The following is a 14829-nucleotide window of genomic DNA, read 5'->3' on the forward strand; positions in this document are numbered from 1 at the left end:
GGCCGGGCCGTCGGCCGGTGTGGCGCGTGGGCGCAGCCGGCTTCCTACGCGTCCTGGTGCTGCGCGTGGAAGTCGTCGTACGCCTCGACGATGCGCGCGACGAGCGGATGGCGCACGACGTCGGCGCTCGTGAAGCGCGTGAGCGCGATGCCGCGCACGCCGCCGAGCACCTGCTGCGCCTCGACGAGCCCGCTCTTGTGCCCGCGCGGCAGGTCGACCTGGCTCGTGTCGCCGGTGACGACGGCCTTCGAGCCGAAACCGATCCGCGTGAGGAACATCTTCATCTGCTCGGGCGTCGTGTTCTGCGCCTCGTCGAGGATGATGAACGCGTGGTTCAGCGTGCGGCCGCGCATGTACGCGAGCGGCGCGATCTCGATCATCTGGCGCTCGAACATCTTCGCGGTCTTGTCGAAGCCGAGCAGGTCGTACAGCGCGTCGTACAGCGGCCGCAGATACGGGTCGACCTTCTGCGCGAGATCGCCCGGCAGGAAGCCGAGCCGCTCGCCGGCCTCGACGGCCGGGCGCGTCAGCACGATCCGCTTGACCTGGTCGCGCTCGAGCGCGTCGACCGCGCACGCGACCGCGAGGTAGGTCTTGCCGGTGCCGGCCGGCCCGATGCCGAACGTCACGTCGTGCTGCAGGATCTGCTTCAGGTATTCGCGCTGCGCGGGCGTGCGGCCGCGCAGGTCGGCGCGCCGCGTGTAGAGCTTCGGCGCGGGTTCTTCGTCCGGCATTTCCGCGTCGAGCTGCACGACGGGCTCGTCGAACGGATGGTCCGGGTCGCCGCGAAAGCGCACGTCGAGCGTGTCCTGGCGGCCGTTGCCGGACGTGTGGCGCACTTCGACCAGCGCGAGCTGGATATCGTCGACCGACAGCGGATCGCGCGCGCGGTTGTAGAAGTTCTCGAGTGCCGCGAGCGCGAGCTTCGCGCCGCGGCCGCGGATCGTGATCCGGTGGCCGCGCCGCGCGAGCGTGACGTCGAGTGCCTGTTCGATCTGCCGCAGGTTCTCGTCGAGCGGGCCGCAGAGGTTGGCGAGGCGCGCGTTGTCGTCGCGCGGCGCGGTGAATTCCAGTGCTTGGACGGTCTTCAAAGTAGCGTCGGGCTCCTGTGGAACGTCAGTCGGTCAGTGGGTGGCCGCGCTCGCGTCGTCGCTCACGAGCAGCAGCTCGCCGCGCAGCGAATGCGGGTACGCATGGTTGATCTTCACGTCGATCATCTGGCCGATCAGGCGCGGGTGCGACGCGAGCGGCGCCGGGAAATTCACGACCCGGTTGTTCTCGGTGCGGCCCGACAGTTCGTTCGGGTCCTTGCGCGACGGGCCCTCGACGAGGATCCGCTCGACCTTCCCGACCATCGACTGGCTGATGCGCGCGACGTTTTCCTCGATGGTCGCCTGCAGATGTTGCAGGCGTTTGAGCTTGACCTCGCGCGGCGTGTCGTCGTGCAGGTTCGCGGCCGGCGTGCCGGGGCGCGGGCTGTAGATGAACGAGAAACTGGTGTCGTAGCTCATCTCGTGCACGAGCGCCATCATCTTGTCGAAATCCTCTTCGGTCTCGCCGGGGAAGCCGACGATCATGTCGGTCGACAGCGACAGGTCCAGGCGGATCGCGCGCAGCTTGCGGATCACCGACTTGTATTCGAGCACCGTGTAGCCGCGCTTCATCGCCATCAGGATGCGGTCGGAGCCGTGCTGGACCGGCAGGTGCAGGTGGCTCACGAGCTTCGGCACCTTCGCGTAGGTGTCGATCAGGCGCTGCGTGAATTCCTTCGGGTGCGACGTCGTGTAGCGGATCCGCTCGATGCCGGGGATGTCGGCGACGTATTCGATCAGCGTCGCGAAATCGGCGATTTCGGACGAGCCGGCCGCCAGCGCACCGCGGTAGGCGTTCACGTTCTGGCCGAGCAGCGTGACTTCGCGCACGCCCTGGTCGGCGAGGCCGGCCACTTCGGTCAGCACGTCGTCGAGCGGGCGCGACACTTCATCGCCGCGCGTGTACGGCACGACGCAGTAGCTGCAGTACTTCGAGCAGCCTTCCATGATCGACACGAACGCGCTCGGCCCCTCGACGCGCGCGGGCGGCAGGTGGTCGAACTTCTCGATCTCGGGGAACGAGATGTCGACCTGCGCGCGGCCGCTCTCGCGGCGCGCGTCGATCATCTGCGGCAGGCGGTGCAAGGTTTGCGGGCCGAACACGAGGTCGACGTACGGGGCGCGCGACACGATCGACGCGCCTTCCTGGCTGGCGACGCAGCCGCCGACGCCGATCAGCAGGCCCGGCTTCGCTTCCTTCAGCTCGCGCACGCGGCCGAGATCGGAGAACACCTTTTCCTGCGCCTTCTCGCGCACCGAGCACGTGTTGAACAGGATGATGTCCGCGTCTTCCGGGGTATCGGTCTTTTCGAGGCCTTCGGCCGCATTGAGCACGTCCACCATCTTGTCCGAGTCGTACTCGTTCATCTGGCAGCCGAAGGTCTTTACGTAAACTTTCTTGGTCATGGGGATTCGCCGTTCGCAGTGGTTGACCTGGGGGCGTCGTCAAGGGTGAATCGGGACGGCTGCTGCCGATGCAGCGGCGCGTGCCGGTGCCGCGTGGCGGACCGGGGCGCGCAGCGCGCGTCGAGCGAGCCTGTCGCGCAACGCGTGAGCGCGTGAAAAGCCGTCGGGAAAGCCTTCCATTATAGCTTTACGCGCCGTCCCGGGCGGGCGGCGGGTTGCGGCCGCGCGACGCCTTTCGTTGCATTCCGACCCTGATATGGCGGTGCGGCAGGCGTCAGCGGCACGCGTTCAGCAGGTCGTCGAGCGCCGCTTCCTCGCGCGCGAAGCGTTCGGCGAGGAAGTCGAGCAGCACGCGCACGCGCGGCGCCATGTAGCGCTTGCTGTGATAGATCGCATGCAGCGGCGCGTCCTGATGGCGCCAGTCGGGCAGCAGCACGCGCAGCCGGCCGGCGCGCACGTCGTCGGCGATGTCCCACAGCGACTTCAGCGCGATGCCGTGGCCGCGCAGCGTCCATTCGCGGGTCAAGCCGCCGTCGTTGGTCTCGAACGCGGTCGACACCGGCACCGTGTGGGTCTGCACCTCGTCGCCGCGCGTGAAGCGCCACGTGTTCATCGGGCACGACGCGATCGTGATCACGTTGCAGGGAAATCGGGCCAGATCATGCGGGTCGGCCGGCACGCCGTGGCGCTCGACGAACGACGGCGCCGCGCACAGCACGCGCCGGTTCGCGGCGAGCCGACGCGCGATCAGCGCGCCGTCGGGCGGGGCGGCGAAGCGGATCGCGAGGTCGATCTCGTCCTGCCACAGGTTCGACGACGAATCGGACGCCGTCAGCGAGAACGTGACGCCCGGATGCAGCGTGGTGAATTCGTCGAGCCAGTCGAGCAGCTGGTTGCGGCCGAAATCGGACGTCGACGACAGCCGCACCTTGCCGGCCACCACGTTGCGGCCTTCCTGCAGCAGCGCATGCGCGTCGTCGAGCGCCTGCAGCGCCTGCCGGCAGCAGTTCAGGTAGAGCCGGCCTTCGTCGGTGAGCCGCAGCTGCCGCGTGGAGCGCTCGAACAGCCGCGTCGCGACCTTCGCCTCGAGCTTCGCGAGGCGCGCGCTCGCGGCGGCCGGCGTGAGGTTCAGCTTGCGCCCGGCCGCGGACAGGCTGCCCAGTTCGGCCGCCTCGACGAACAGCCGGATGTCGCCCAGTCGATCCATCGGATTTTCCAGAAATTTTTGAAAATGGTTCAAATGCCACGCCAATTATCAAAGATAGGCGTATTCGGGACAATGCGCGCAGATCCCGCCTTTTGTGCGGTGCGGCACCGACCGGGCGCCGCGTCCGCCGCCCTCTCGGAGAACGTCATGCCCATTCCGCTCCTGGCGCTCGCGATCAGCGCCTTCGCCATCGGCACCACCGAATTCATCATCATGGGCCTGTTGCCCGAAGTCGCGCACGACCTCGCCGTGTCGTTGCCGTCGGCCGGCCTGCTCGTCACCGGCTACGCGCTCGGCGTCGCGGTTGGCGCGCCGCTGCTCGCGGTGCTGACGAGCCGCATGCCGCGCAAGGCCGCGCTGCAGCTGCTGATGGCGATCTTCATCGTCGGCAACGTGCTGTGCGCGACCGCGTCCGGCTACGCGATGCTGATGGTCGCGCGTGTCGTCACGTCGTTCGCGCACGGCTCGTTCTTCGGGATCGGCGCCGTGGTCGCCGCATCGCTCGTGCCGGCCGACAAGCGCGCGAGCGCGATCGCGCTGATGTTCACGGGCCTCACGCTGTCGAACGTGCTCGGCGTGCCGTTCGGCACGTTCGTCGGCCAGCTGCTCGGCTGGCGCGCGTCGTTCTGGATCGTCGCCGCGCTCGGCGTGCTGTCGCTCGGCGGCGTCGCGCTGCTGGTGCCGAACCGCCACGACAGCGGGCCCGTCGGCCTCGGCCACGAAGTGCGCGTGCTGAAGGAGCCGCAGGTCTGGCTCGCGCTGCTGATGACCGTGCTCGGCTTCGGCGGCGTGTTCGTCGTGTTCACGTATATCGCGCCGATCCTCGAAACCGTCACCGGTTATTCGCCGCGCGCGGTCGCGTTGATCCTCGTGCTGTTCGGCGCGGGGCTGACGGTCGGCAACACGCTCGGCGGCAAGCTCGCCGATCGCGCGCTGATGCCGTCGCTGATCGCGATCCTGGTCGCGCTGATGGCCGTGATGGCCGTGTTCGCGAAGACGAGCCACCTGCCGGTCGCGGCCGCGGTGACCGTGTTCGTCTGGGGGATCGCCGCGTTCGCGACGGTGCCGCCGCTGCAGGCGCGCGTCGTCGAGAAGGCCGCGAGCGCGCCGCATCTCGCGTCGACGCTGAACATCGGCGCGTTCAACGTCGGCAATGCGGCCGGCGCGTGGCTCGGCGGCCTCGCGCTGGGGCACGGCTTCGCGCTCGACGCGCTGCCGTGGGTCGCCGTCGCGGTGACGTTCGCGGTGCTCGTCGTCACGTGGCTCGCGATGCGGCTCGATGCGCGCGCGCCGGCGCGCAGCGCCGCGCCGGCCGCGCATTGACCGGCGCATTGGCCGGCGCATCGAGCGGCGCATTGACCCGCGCATCGAGTGGCGGTGTGCCGGCGCCATAGCGACAGGAAAAGGTTCGCGAGAAACGCAATCCTCCGCGATGCTGATAACGGTGTGAAGATAACTTCGTTTGCCGGGTCGGGGCCGGGTGATAGCGTCTCGATACGCGCCGATCGTGGCGCAACCCGATTCCGATTCCGGCTTACCCCATTCGCAGGGCCGCGCGGCGGCCCGGAGGCCATGCTATGTCTTCACCCCTGGCGCTGGTGCGCGACGTGTCTTCCTTCGAATCCGGCAATGCCGTCGACGCGCGGACGTCCGCGTCGCTCGACGTCCTCGAGCAGGTCGTCGGCGTGAACCTTGCGCGCCTGCGCGCCGAGCGGCAGCTGTCGCTCGATGCGCTCGCGCGGCTGTCCGGCGTGTCGCGCGCGATGCTCGCGCAGATCGAATCCGCGCGCAGCGTGCCGTCGATCAAGGTGCTCTGCAAGATCGCCGCGGCGCTCAAGGTATCGGTCGCCGCATTCCTGCGTCGTCATGCGGTGAACGGCTTCGAACATCTGGCAGCCGAGCGCGCGGCGCGCGTCGTCAGCTCGAACGGCCGCTTCTCGGCGCGCGCGCTGTACCCGGAAGGCGAGCCGGCCGCGGCCGAGTTCCACGAGCTGCGGATCGCGCCGCTGCACACGGAGCCCGGCACGCGCCGCGCGCCCGGCACGACGGTCAACCTGGTCGTCAGCGAGGGCACGCTCGAAGTCAGCGTGCACGATCGCCGCCAGCTGCTCGCGACCGGCGACGCGATCGTGTTCGACGCCGACCAGCCGTACAGCCTGCGCAATCCCGGCGACAGTGAGGCGCGCGCGTTCCGCGTGACGGTGAGCCCCGAGGTGCCGCCGCGCTGGCTCGTGCCCGACGCCGCGCACGCGGCCGGCTGACCGCGCGGGCGGGTCGCCGGGCCGGCGCCGGTTCCATCGGCGCGCGCGCAGGCCCGGTGTCGGCCATTCGGATGATGCCGTTAGACGACGTCGTCAGTAAGGTTTTAGGTGTGGTTCGCTGCGCGGTGCGCGCAGCTGATGTATGCTTGGCCCGCCGTGCCACGGGGAGATCCCCTGGCCGGTAATCAGTGCGTCTTCAGGGCGGGGCGAAATTCCCCACCGGCGGTAGGCTGGCGAAAGCCGGCGAGCCCGCGAGCGCCCGCGCATCCGCGCGGGGTCAGCAGATCTGGTCGAATGCCAGAGCCGACGGTCATAGTCCGGATGAGAGAAGATGTGCAGATAGTCATGTCCGTCAGGGCCGCTTTGCCATCCGTGCGAAGCGGGTTGTCGTTCTGTCTGTTTGCAATGCCCTGAAACGTTTTTCGCCCAAATCGTAATCGCGAGGAGCGTTTCACATGTCCTTCAAGTCCGTTTCGTCGGCACCTGCCGACGCCTTTGCCGATCTCCCGTTGCTGGATTCCGAACCGGTGCCGCCGCGCATCGCCGCCGCGCTCGACGCGTTGCGCGCGGGCCGCGCGGTCGTGTTGCAGGACGATCACGACCGTGAAAACGAGGCCGACCTGATCGTCGCCGCCGAACGCATCACGCCCGAGACGATGGCGCTGCTGATCCGCGAGTGCAGCGGCATCGTGTGCCTGTGCCTGACCGACGACAAGGTCCGCGCGCTCGAGCTGCCGCCGATGGTGCAGACCAACGAGAGCCGCAACGGCACCGCGTTCACCGTGTCGATCGAGGCGCGCGAAGGCGTGCATACCGGCGTGTCCGCGGCCGACCGCGTGACGACGATCCGCGCGGCGATCGCCGACGATGCGAAGCCGTACGACATCGTGCGCCCCGGCCACGTGTTTCCGCTGCGCGCGCAACCGGGCGGCGTGCTGGCGCGCCGCGGCCACACCGAAGGCACGGTCGACCTGTCGATCCTCGCGGGGCTGAAGCCGGCGGGCGTGCTGTGCGAGCTGATGAATCCCGACGGCACGATGACGCGCGGCGACGACGTCGAGCGTTTCGCGCAGCAGCACGGGCTGCCGATGCTGACGATCGCGGAACTCGTCGAATTCCGCGAAGCGCTGGCGGCAGCGCGCGAGCGCTGCTGCGAGCCGGCCTGACGGCCGGCGTGGCGGGCGCACCGTGGCGCCCGCGGTACGGCGTGCGCAGCGAGCCGCACGCCGGTCATGTCGCTCCGGCGCGGCCGTCCGTCAGGACTGCACGTCGCCAAATTCGCCGCGCAGGCCGGCCGCGACGAGCGCCGGCAGTTCATCCATCCTGCGCATGATCCGCGTGATGCCCATCGCGCGCAGCGCGTCCGCGTAGTTGTCGGGGATGTGGCTCGCGCCGACGAACGCGATCGTCTTCATGCCCGCCGCGCGCGCGGCGTTCAGGCCCGACACGCTGTCCTCGACGACGATGCAGCGCGCCGGCGCGACGCCGAGCGTGCGCGCCGCATGCAGGTACACGTCGGGGTAGGGCTTCGGCCGCGCGACCTGCTCGGAGCTGAACACGCGCTCGCCGAAGATTTCGGTGAGCGACGCGCGCTTCAGCGAGCTGCGCACGCGCACGAGCCGGCTGTTCGACACCACCGCGGCCGGCAGGCCGACCTTCAGCAACGCGTCGCGCACGCCGGTGATCGGCGCGAGCGATTGCGCGAGACCGGTTTCGATGTTGCGCTCGACGGTCTCGATGAAGTTGTCCGGCATCCGGATGCCGAAATGCGCTTCGAGCCCCGCGAGAAAGCGCGACGTCTGCTGGCCGAACGCGGACTTCGCGGCGGCTTCGAAATCGAGGTGCGGGAAGGTGGCGGACAGCGTTTCGAGCAACACGCGGTCGGCGATGACTTCGCTGTCGACGAGCACGCCGTCGCAGTCGCAGATAAGGTGATCGAGCATGATGGTGAAGAAGCGGGGTGTCGGCGACGCCGATCATGCCGCCATGATACGTGCTTTCGCGGCTGCGCCGTGCGCGGTTCGGCGCGCTGCCGCTGCCGCTGCGGCCGGGCCGATCCGGCGTAGCGGATCCGGCCCGGCACCCGCCGCACGGCGGCGGCGTGCTGCCGCCGGCCGCCGTCGCGTGCGTCACACCTCGACCACGCGCCCCGTCTGCCACGACGTCATCGCGGCTTCCGCCAGCTCGAGCGCGGCGAGCCCGTCGTCGATCGTCGTCCTGACCGGCGTGCCGTCGCGCAGCGCGTCGACGAAGTGCGCGATCTCGGCCGCGTACGCGTGCCGATAGCGCTCGAGGAAGAACGGCTCCGGCACGTCGGTGGCGATGCCGTTCGCCGACCATGCGGTCACTTCGGTCGGCCGCACGTTGCCGGCCTGCAGCATCCCGTTGCTGCCGAGCAGCTCGAAGCGCTGGTCGTAGCCGTAAGCCGCGCGGCGCGACGTGTTGATCTGGCACAGCAGGCCGCGCCGTGTGCGGATCGTCACGGCGGTCGAATCGATGTCGCCGGCCTCGCGCACGGCCGGGTCGGTCAGGCAACTGCCGGTCGCGTGCAGCGTCTGCGCTTCGTCGCCGAGGATCCAGCGGAACACGTCGAAGTCGTGGATCAGCATGTCCTTGAAGATGCCGCCCGAGCTGCGGAGGTAGTCGACGGGCGGCGCGCCGGGGTCGCGGCTCGTGACGACCAGCATTTCCGGGGTGCCGATCTCGCCGCGCTCGACGCGCGCCTTCAGCGCGGCGAAGGTCGGATCGAAGCGGCGCTGGAAGCCGAGCATGCAGGTGACGCCGCGGCGGCGCACGACCTCCGCGCATTCGCGCGAGCGTGTGACGCTCAGGTCGACCGGCTTCTCGCAGAACACGGCCTTGCCCGCGTTCGCCGCCGCGACGATCAGGTCCGCGTGCGTATCGGTGCTCGATGCGATCACGACGGCCTGCACGGACGGGTCGCCGAGCGCGCGTTCGAGGTCGGCGACCTGCGCGCCGTGTGCCTGCGCGAGTGCCTCGGCCGATGGCGCATGGTGGTCGACCACGTACTTGAGTTTCGCGCCCGGGTGGCGCGCCAGATTCGCCGCGTGGATCTTCCCGATTCTTCCCGCACCGAACAAGGCGAATTCGATCATGGTGTGCTCCTTTCTCCTGTTGATTCCGTTGTGCGGCGACGCTGCGGCTCACGTCGGCCGCGCACCGTCCCGCTCGTCAGAACGAGTGATTGATGCCGATGTTCACACCGGTCTGCGAACGGCCCGGCAGCGGATTCGCGAGGTTGTCGTTGTCCGTGCCGGGGTTGTTGTTCGCGACCGAGAAATTCGAGCCGCTCGCGTTGCGCACGTGCGCGGCGGTTGCGTAGAGCAGCGTGCGCTTCGACAGGCTGTACGCGCCGCCGAGCGCGAACATCGACGCGTGGCCAGACGGGTCGTGCGTCGCGTCGCCGGCGCCCGAGCCGACGTGCACGTAGTACGCGGCGCCGCCCAGCGACAGCGCGGGCGTCACGCGATACTGCGCGCCGATCCAGTAGTGATCGGCATTGCGCGCGAGGCCGGCGGGCGTGTCGGGCGCGTTCAGGTGCGTGTATGCGGCCTGCAACGTCAGCGCGCGCCAATAGAGGTTCGCGCCCGCGAAGACCTCGCGCGAGCTCGTGAACACGTTGCTCATCCGGCCGTTCGCGTCGCGCAGCTCGTCGTACATCGCGCGCAGCATCACGAAGTCGTTGCGGTACGTGAGCTGAATGCCGTCGCTGCGGCCATACTCGTTCGCCGCGCCGAGATTGAAGCCGCCTGCCTGGTTGCCGAGCGCGTACTGCGCGTGCACGCTGAAGCCGTTCCAGGATGGCGACCGGTATTCGACGTTGTTGCTGGTGATCGGCACGTTGCGGCTGCGCACCAGCGCGGTCGCGGAATAGGCTTGCTGCAGCAGCGGATCCATGTCCCATTGATCGTTCGCGATGAACAGGTTGCGGCCGAACGTCAGCGTGCCGAGCCGGTCGTTGCGCACGCCGACGAGCGCCTTGCGGCTGAACAGGCGGTCGTTGCCGTCGCCCGCGATGCCCGACATCAGGTTGATGCCCGATTCGAGGTTGAAGATCACGCGATAGCCGCCGCCGATGTCTTCCTGGCCGAGCAGCCCGAACCGGCTCGCGCCCCAGTCGCTGCTTTGCGCGCGCAGCCGCGACGCGGTGGTGCCGTTGCCGGCCTGCACCTGGCTCACGTAGTCGAGGCCCGCGTCGGCGACGCCGTATAGCGTGACTGACGTTTGAGCGAAAGCGCTCGAATAACAGAGGAATCCTGAGCAGATGAGTGCGGTTGGCGCAATTCGTTTCATGTCGTCTCCAGACCTGTCGTCGTTTTGTTGTGGATTGCCTGCTTGCCTGCGTCGTGTCGCGCGTATCTCGCGCGTATGTCTCGTCGTGTGCCGCATCGCATGCCGTTTCGTGCGCGGCAGAATGCGCGACGCGCGGCGATTGCCACGGCGGCGTGCGCCGCCGCCGCGACGCTCAGCGAGCCGCCAGCGCGTCGCGGATGTGATCGATGCTGGCGCGCAGCCGGTCTTCGATGTCGTCGGCTTGCGCGATTTCGTTCGCGAACGGCTCGAACGAGAATGCCCCGCGATAGCCGCGCGCGAGCAGCTCGCGCAACTGCCGGACGTTGCCGAGCCGGTCGGCGCCGCCGACCAGCACGCGATGGCCGTCGCGCATCCGGTCGACCGGCAGGTCGCTTTCCTCGACGCCCGAGATGTGCACGAGGCCCGTCAGGTTCGGGAAGAAGATGTCCTCGCCCGAAAGGTGATGGTGGAACGTGTCGTGCACGAGCCGGAATACCTGCTCGCCGGCCGCGGCGTAGATGCCCTTCACCGCGTCCGACTTGCGGCGCAGCGCGCATTCCTCGAAGCCGAGCGGCTCGATGAAGCCGAGCAGGCCGCGCGCGTCGAGGATCGGCTCGAGCGCCTTCAGCGCCGTCACGAGATCGGCATGCCGCACGGCGGGCTCGCGCGTGTCGCCGCGGCTGTTGGTCGGGCACAGCACCAGCGCGCGTGCGCCGCATTGCGCGGCGTAGTCGGCGAGCACGGTCGCTTCGTCCGCGCGCTCGGCGTTCCATTGGTCGAAGCGCTGCAGCGCGTTGATCGTCAGGATCGTTACGCCGCCGGCTTCGGCCGTCGCGCGCACGGCCGAAGCCGGCGTGCCGTTGGTGATCTCGACGCCGTCGAGATCGTTGCGGATCTCGATCGAGTCGATGCCGAGCCGCCGGCACAGCGCGACATAGCGGTCGAGCGGCAGGCGCGGCGCGCTCATCCGGTTCAGCGAAAAGTGAAAGGCGGGTTGCGTCATCGTTCGGTCCTCAGGTGTCGAGTGGGGCGGGGCGAATCAGGTGAAGCTGCGTGCGCCGGTGCCGGCCGGCACATCCGCCGGTTCCGCGGCGAGCGCGTGCCACGTGGCGCGCAGCCATTGCGCGCACGCGACGTTGTTGTCGAAGATCGAATAGCGGGCGCCGCCGCCGTAGTCCGGAAACGGGATGAACTCGCAGCTGATCTGCTCGAGCGGTGTCGGCCGCGCATGAACCTGCCACTGCAGCAGGCGCCGCAGCGCCGTCTTCCACGTGTCGAGCGGCGCCGCGCGCCATTCGCCGTGATACGCGCCCGGCGCCGGCTCGACGAACGGGTACTGGATCCCGCGGCCGGGCCGTCCGTCCGCGCGGCGCATCCAGCGGTTCTCCGGATTGTTCGGAATCACGCTGCGCGCATGCGCGTGGCGGACCCAGCCGCGTGCGATCCAGTCGGCATAGACGGCCGACGGCGAGGCCGGGTCGAGCAGCTGCCGCACGCGCTCGACCGGCTCGCGCAGGCCCGACGCATCGAGTTCGGGACGATTGCCGAGCTTGAACAGCAGGTGCGAATGGTCGAGCGTGATCCGGAACGGCACGCCTGTTTGCTCGACGCATTGCGCGACGCGCGCGATCCGCCGGAAATCCTCGCTCCACATGTCGACGTGCACTTCGAGGCTCGGCAGGCAGCCAACCGGCTCGCCGCGTTCGTATGCGCACAGGTAGAAGTCGGCGACTTCGCGGTCCGACAGCGGATGGCCGTCCGCATGATGCGCATACAGCTGGCAATTGAGTACCGTGCTGCCGAACCGCGCACCGGCGTCGACGATCTCGACGACGTGCGCTTCGTCGCGGCCGGCGCACCAGATGCCGCCGATCACGCGGATCGGCAGCGCATGCCGGTCGACGAGCGCGAAGTACGGCGACAGGTCCTCGCCGTGCACCGGGTTCTTCTCGACGTAGTCGAACACACCGGCGCCCGCGATCATCCGGAACCGCTCGGCAGGCGTGGGCAGCGGCAGGCCGTCGTGTTCGAGCACGCCGTCGAGGTTCACGCCGATGAGGATCGCTTCAGCCATCGTCTCCGTCCGTTCCGGTTCTGGATGGCTGCCAAATGTACGGACGTGCCGAGCGGGCTGCATGACAAACGTTGACGAAAAATCGCCCATGCGGCGGTCGATTTTTTGCGGCGCGCGTCCGCGCGATGCGCGGCGGGCGTCAGGCCGGCAGGTACGCGCTGGTGCGCACGTTGGCCGAGCAGAACACGCGGAATTCGACCGGGTCGCCCGGCGGCGGCTGTTCGACGATCCCGCACGCGTGCAGCACGTGCTGCAGCGCGGAAATCGCCTGGCCGTCCGGATCCTGGTCGATCGCGATGTCCATCGAACCGGCCTCGATGTAGGTGCGGTGCAGGTCGATCATCTCGTGGCCGATCCAGACGACGCGCCCGGCCGCGCCCGCCTTGCGCAGCGCGGCCTCGATGCCGGCCGAGCCCGCGCCGCTGTTGTAGATCCCGACGATGTCGTCGTGCGCGTGCAGCGCGTTCGTCACCGCGCGGTAGCAGCGGTCGTCCTGGTCGAGCGTTTCGATCGGCGCGTCGTCGCAGCGGAGGTCGGGAAAGGCTTCCCGCAACTGGTCGATGCAGCCGGCCATCCGGTCGGCGTGCGCGCGGTAGCCCATGCGTCCGGCCAGCAGCAGCACGCGGCCGGGATGTGCCGCGAGGCGGCCGATGTAGTAGCCGGCCGTGCGTCCGGCACGGTAGTTGTCGATGCCCGCGTAGTGCACGCGGCCGACGCCGCCGATGTCGGTGACCATCGTGACGACGGTCTCGCCGCGCGCGATCGCGCCGGCCAGTGCGTCGCGCACGCGCGGCGTGTCGCGCGCGGTGACGATCAGCGCCGCGCGCCGGTACGCGGGCCGTTCGATCAGCGCGGCCGCGCGCTCGTCGTCCGCGGCGGGCAGGATGGTCCGGTGCACGACCACGCGCCGGTCGAGCATCTGCAGCGAGCGTTGCACCGCCTGCTGCAGCCGCCGGAAGAACGGTGCGTCGGTGTCGGGCAGCAGCACGTCGACGTGAAGCAGCCCGTGCCGCGTGTCGGGCAACTGGCGCGGCACGCCGAGCTGGCGCGCGGCCGCGACCACGCGCTCGCGTGCCTGCGCGGACACGCTGCCGCGCTCGTTCAGCACGCGGTCGACGGTGGTCGTGCTGACCCCGGCGAGCGCCGCGATCTCGTCGAAGCGCGCGGTGCGCTTGCGCCAGCGCGGACCGGTGGGGTCGGCCATGGTCGTCTCCGTGTTTGCCCGTCGTCGCCAGCGGGGTGTGGCGCTGTCCGGAACGCTAAAGCGATGGCGAAATTTCGTCAACGTTTCGATTGAGCGGGTCATGGCCGTCGCCTAATTTTGAATGCATGCGAAGCGCGCGCCGCGCTTCCCGCAAACGAACGATCAGGAGACACGCGTGACCCATACGGACGACCAGGCGCACGACCGCAACGCGGCGGCGCGCCGTCAGGAATACCGAATGATCGGCGGTGCCGGCGAGCGTGCGCGGGCCGCGGGCCTCGTCAATGCCGATTGGTACCGGTGCCCGGTGCCGCGGCCGCTGATGAAGCAGCTGATGCAGCGCGACGATGCGCGCGCGATCCGCGACACGCTGATCTGGTACGCGGCGATCGTCGCGAGCGGCGTGCTCGCGTGGTTCGCATGGCGCGCGCACTCCGCGTGGGCGATCCCCGCGTTCTTCGTGTACGGCACGCTCTACTGCAGCCCGGCCGACTCGCGCTGGCACGAGTGCGGACACGGCACCGCGTTCCGCACGCGCTGGATGAACGACGTGCTGTACCAGGTCGCGTCGTTCCAGGTGTTCCGCCGCGCGACGGTCTGGCGCTGGAGCCACGCGCGCCATCACACCGACACGCTGGTCGTCGGCCGCGATCCGGAAATCGCCGCGCCGAAGCCGACCGACTGGCTCGGGCTCATGCTGAACGTGGTGGCGCTGAAGCACGTCGCGAGCGAACTGCGCAAGATGATCGTGCTCGCGTTCGCCGGCCGGCTCGACGCCGAGGAGCGCACCTACGTGCCCGAATCGGAGTGGCCGAAGGCCGTGCGCGAAGTGCGGATTCATCTGACCGTTTATGCGTGCGTGATCGGTGCGGCGTTGTACTGGCACACGATCCTGCCGCTGCTCTACATCGGCTTGCCGAGCCTGTACGGCGCGTGGCTGTACCTGTACTTCGGTCTCACGCAGCACGCGGGCATGCCGGAGAACGTGCTCGATCACCGGCGTAACTGCCGGACCGTGAGGATGAATCCGGTGTTCCGCTTCCTGTACTGGAACATGAACTATCACGTCGAACACCACATGTTCCCGATGGTGCCGTTCCACGCGCTGCCGCAGCTGCATGAAGCAGTGAAAGCCGACATGCCGCCGCCGTACCGCAGCACGCTGGCCGCGTATGCGGAGATCGTGCCGGCGCTCGTCCGGCAGACACGCGACCCGTCGTATTACGTCGTGCGGCCGGTGCCCGACGCGGCGCGCGCATGACAACGCATCG

13 protein-coding genes and 1 riboswitch are annotated in these 14829 nt (G+C 69.1%); of the genes, 4 read left to right on the forward strand and 9 right to left on the reverse strand.

The features are described 5' to 3' along the window. Positions 1-44 precede the first annotated feature (44 nt). The 3 genes from U4Y91_RS07510 to U4Y91_RS07520 form a co-directional block, all read right to left on the reverse strand. Positions 45-1091, reverse strand: a complete 1047-nt coding sequence (locus U4Y91_RS07510; protein WP_321804534.1) for a PhoH family protein — start codon at positions 1089-1091, stop codon at positions 45-47. 33 nt (positions 1092-1124) lie between these two features. Next, positions 1125-2498 (reverse strand): tRNA (N6-isopentenyl adenosine(37)-C2)-methylthiotransferase MiaB, encoded by a 1374-nt coding sequence (gene miaB / locus U4Y91_RS07515; RefSeq protein ID WP_321804536.1) that lies wholly within the window; start codon positions 2496-2498, stop codon positions 1125-1127. 274 nt (positions 2499-2772) lie between these two features. After that, positions 2773-3705, reverse strand: a complete 933-nt coding sequence (locus tag U4Y91_RS07520; protein WP_321804538.1) for a LysR family transcriptional regulator — start codon at positions 3703-3705, stop codon at positions 2773-2775. A gap of 147 nt (positions 3706-3852) precedes the next feature. Between U4Y91_RS07520 and U4Y91_RS07525 the strand changes: the two genes are divergently transcribed. The 3 genes from U4Y91_RS07525 (at position 3853) to ribB (ending at position 7132) form a co-directional block, all read left to right on the forward strand. Further along, positions 3853-5028 carry an MFS transporter gene (locus U4Y91_RS07525; protein WP_321804539.1) on the forward strand — a complete coding sequence of 392 codons (1176 nt, stop codon included), beginning with the start codon at positions 3853-3855 and terminating at the stop codon, positions 5026-5028. A 254-nt stretch (positions 5029-5282) separates the two neighbouring features. Beyond that, positions 5283-5966, forward strand: a complete 684-nt coding sequence (locus tag U4Y91_RS07530; protein ID WP_044846799.1) for a helix-turn-helix domain-containing protein — start codon at positions 5283-5285, stop codon at positions 5964-5966. A gap of 188 nt (positions 5967-6154) precedes the next feature. Beyond that, positions 6155-6303: riboswitch (FMN riboswitch) on the forward strand. 118 nt (positions 6304-6421) lie between these two features. Next, complete coding sequence (gene ribB, locus U4Y91_RS07535) at positions 6422-7132, forward strand: 3,4-dihydroxy-2-butanone-4-phosphate synthase (protein WP_124488632.1); 711 nt, start codon at positions 6422-6424, stop codon at positions 7130-7132. Positions 7133-7222: 90 nt separating this feature from the next. Here the strand turns inward: ribB and U4Y91_RS07540 are convergent, their stop codons facing one another. The 6 genes from U4Y91_RS07540 to U4Y91_RS07565 all read right to left on the reverse strand — a co-directional run bounded on the left by U4Y91_RS07540 (position 7223) and on the right by U4Y91_RS07565 (position 13558). Beyond that, complete coding sequence (locus U4Y91_RS07540) at positions 7223-7909, reverse strand: HAD family hydrolase (RefSeq protein WP_124488633.1); 687 nt, start codon at positions 7907-7909, stop codon at positions 7223-7225. 186 nt (positions 7910-8095) lie between these two features. Then, positions 8096-9082 (reverse strand): inositol 2-dehydrogenase, encoded by a 987-nt coding sequence (gene iolG, locus U4Y91_RS07545; protein ID WP_321804542.1) that lies wholly within the window; start codon positions 9080-9082, stop codon positions 8096-8098. A 76-nt stretch (positions 9083-9158) separates the two neighbouring features. Beyond that, on the reverse strand, positions 9159-10280 hold the full coding sequence (locus U4Y91_RS07550; protein ID WP_321804544.1) for a porin: 1122 nt from the start codon (positions 10278-10280) through the stop codon (positions 9159-9161). A 172-nt stretch (positions 10281-10452) separates the two neighbouring features. Continuing rightward, a complete protein-coding gene (locus U4Y91_RS07555) occupies positions 10453-11283 on the reverse strand; it encodes a TIM barrel protein (protein WP_321804546.1) in 831 nt (276 codons plus the stop codon). Between the two features lie 36 nt (positions 11284-11319). Continuing rightward, the gene (locus U4Y91_RS07560; protein ID WP_321804548.1) at positions 11320-12354 is read right to left on the reverse strand and encodes a xylose isomerase; all 1035 of its coding nucleotides are present in this window, start codon (positions 12352-12354) and stop codon (positions 11320-11322) included. 139 nt (positions 12355-12493) lie between these two features. After that, a complete protein-coding gene (locus U4Y91_RS07565; protein ID WP_321804550.1) occupies positions 12494-13558 on the reverse strand; it encodes a LacI family DNA-binding transcriptional regulator in 1065 nt (354 codons plus the stop codon). A 121-nt stretch (positions 13559-13679) separates the two neighbouring features. Between U4Y91_RS07565 and U4Y91_RS07570 the strand changes: the two genes are divergently transcribed. Further along, on the forward strand, positions 13680-14819 hold the full coding sequence (locus tag U4Y91_RS07570; RefSeq protein WP_321804552.1) for a fatty acid desaturase family protein: 1140 nt from the start codon (positions 13680-13682) through the stop codon (positions 14817-14819). Positions 14820-14829 lie beyond the last annotated feature (10 nt).

This window comes from Burkholderia sp. BCC1993, from assembly GCF_905339865.1.
Lineage (GTDB): Bacteria > Pseudomonadota > Gammaproteobacteria > Burkholderiales > Burkholderiaceae > Burkholderia.

Coding starts and splice junctions, on each gene's coding strand:
- miaB (WP_321804536.1), bottom strand. CDS start 2,498: ATGACCAAGAAAGTTTACGTAAAGACCTTCGGCTGCCAGATGAACGAG.
- U4Y91_RS07520 (WP_321804538.1), bottom strand. CDS start 3,705: ATGGATCGACTGGGCGACATCCGGCTGTTCGTCGAGGCGGCCGAACTG.
- U4Y91_RS07525 (WP_321804539.1), top strand. CDS start 3,853: ATGCCCATTCCGCTCCTGGCGCTCGCGATCAGCGCCTTCGCCATCGGC.
- U4Y91_RS07530 (WP_044846799.1), top strand. CDS start 5,283: ATGTCTTCACCCCTGGCGCTGGTGCGCGACGTGTCTTCCTTCGAATCC.
- ribB (WP_124488632.1), top strand. CDS start 6,422: ATGTCCTTCAAGTCCGTTTCGTCGGCACCTGCCGACGCCTTTGCCGAT.
- U4Y91_RS07540 (WP_124488633.1), bottom strand. CDS start 7,909: ATGCTCGATCACCTTATCTGCGACTGCGACGGCGTGCTCGTCGACAGC.
- iolG (WP_321804542.1), bottom strand. CDS start 9,082: ATGATCGAATTCGCCTTGTTCGGTGCGGGAAGAATCGGGAAGATCCAC.
- U4Y91_RS07550 (WP_321804544.1), bottom strand. CDS start 10,280: ATGAAACGAATTGCGCCAACCGCACTCATCTGCTCAGGATTCCTCTGT.
- U4Y91_RS07555 (WP_321804546.1), bottom strand. CDS start 11,283: ATGACGCAACCCGCCTTTCACTTTTCGCTGAACCGGATGAGCGCGCCG.
- U4Y91_RS07560 (WP_321804548.1), bottom strand. CDS start 12,354: ATGGCTGAAGCGATCCTCATCGGCGTGAACCTCGACGGCGTGCTCGAA.
- U4Y91_RS07565 (WP_321804550.1), bottom strand. CDS start 13,558: ATGGCCGACCCCACCGGTCCGCGCTGGCGCAAGCGCACCGCGCGCTTC.
- U4Y91_RS07570 (WP_321804552.1), top strand. CDS start 13,680: ATGCATGCGAAGCGCGCGCCGCGCTTCCCGCAAACGAACGATCAGGAG.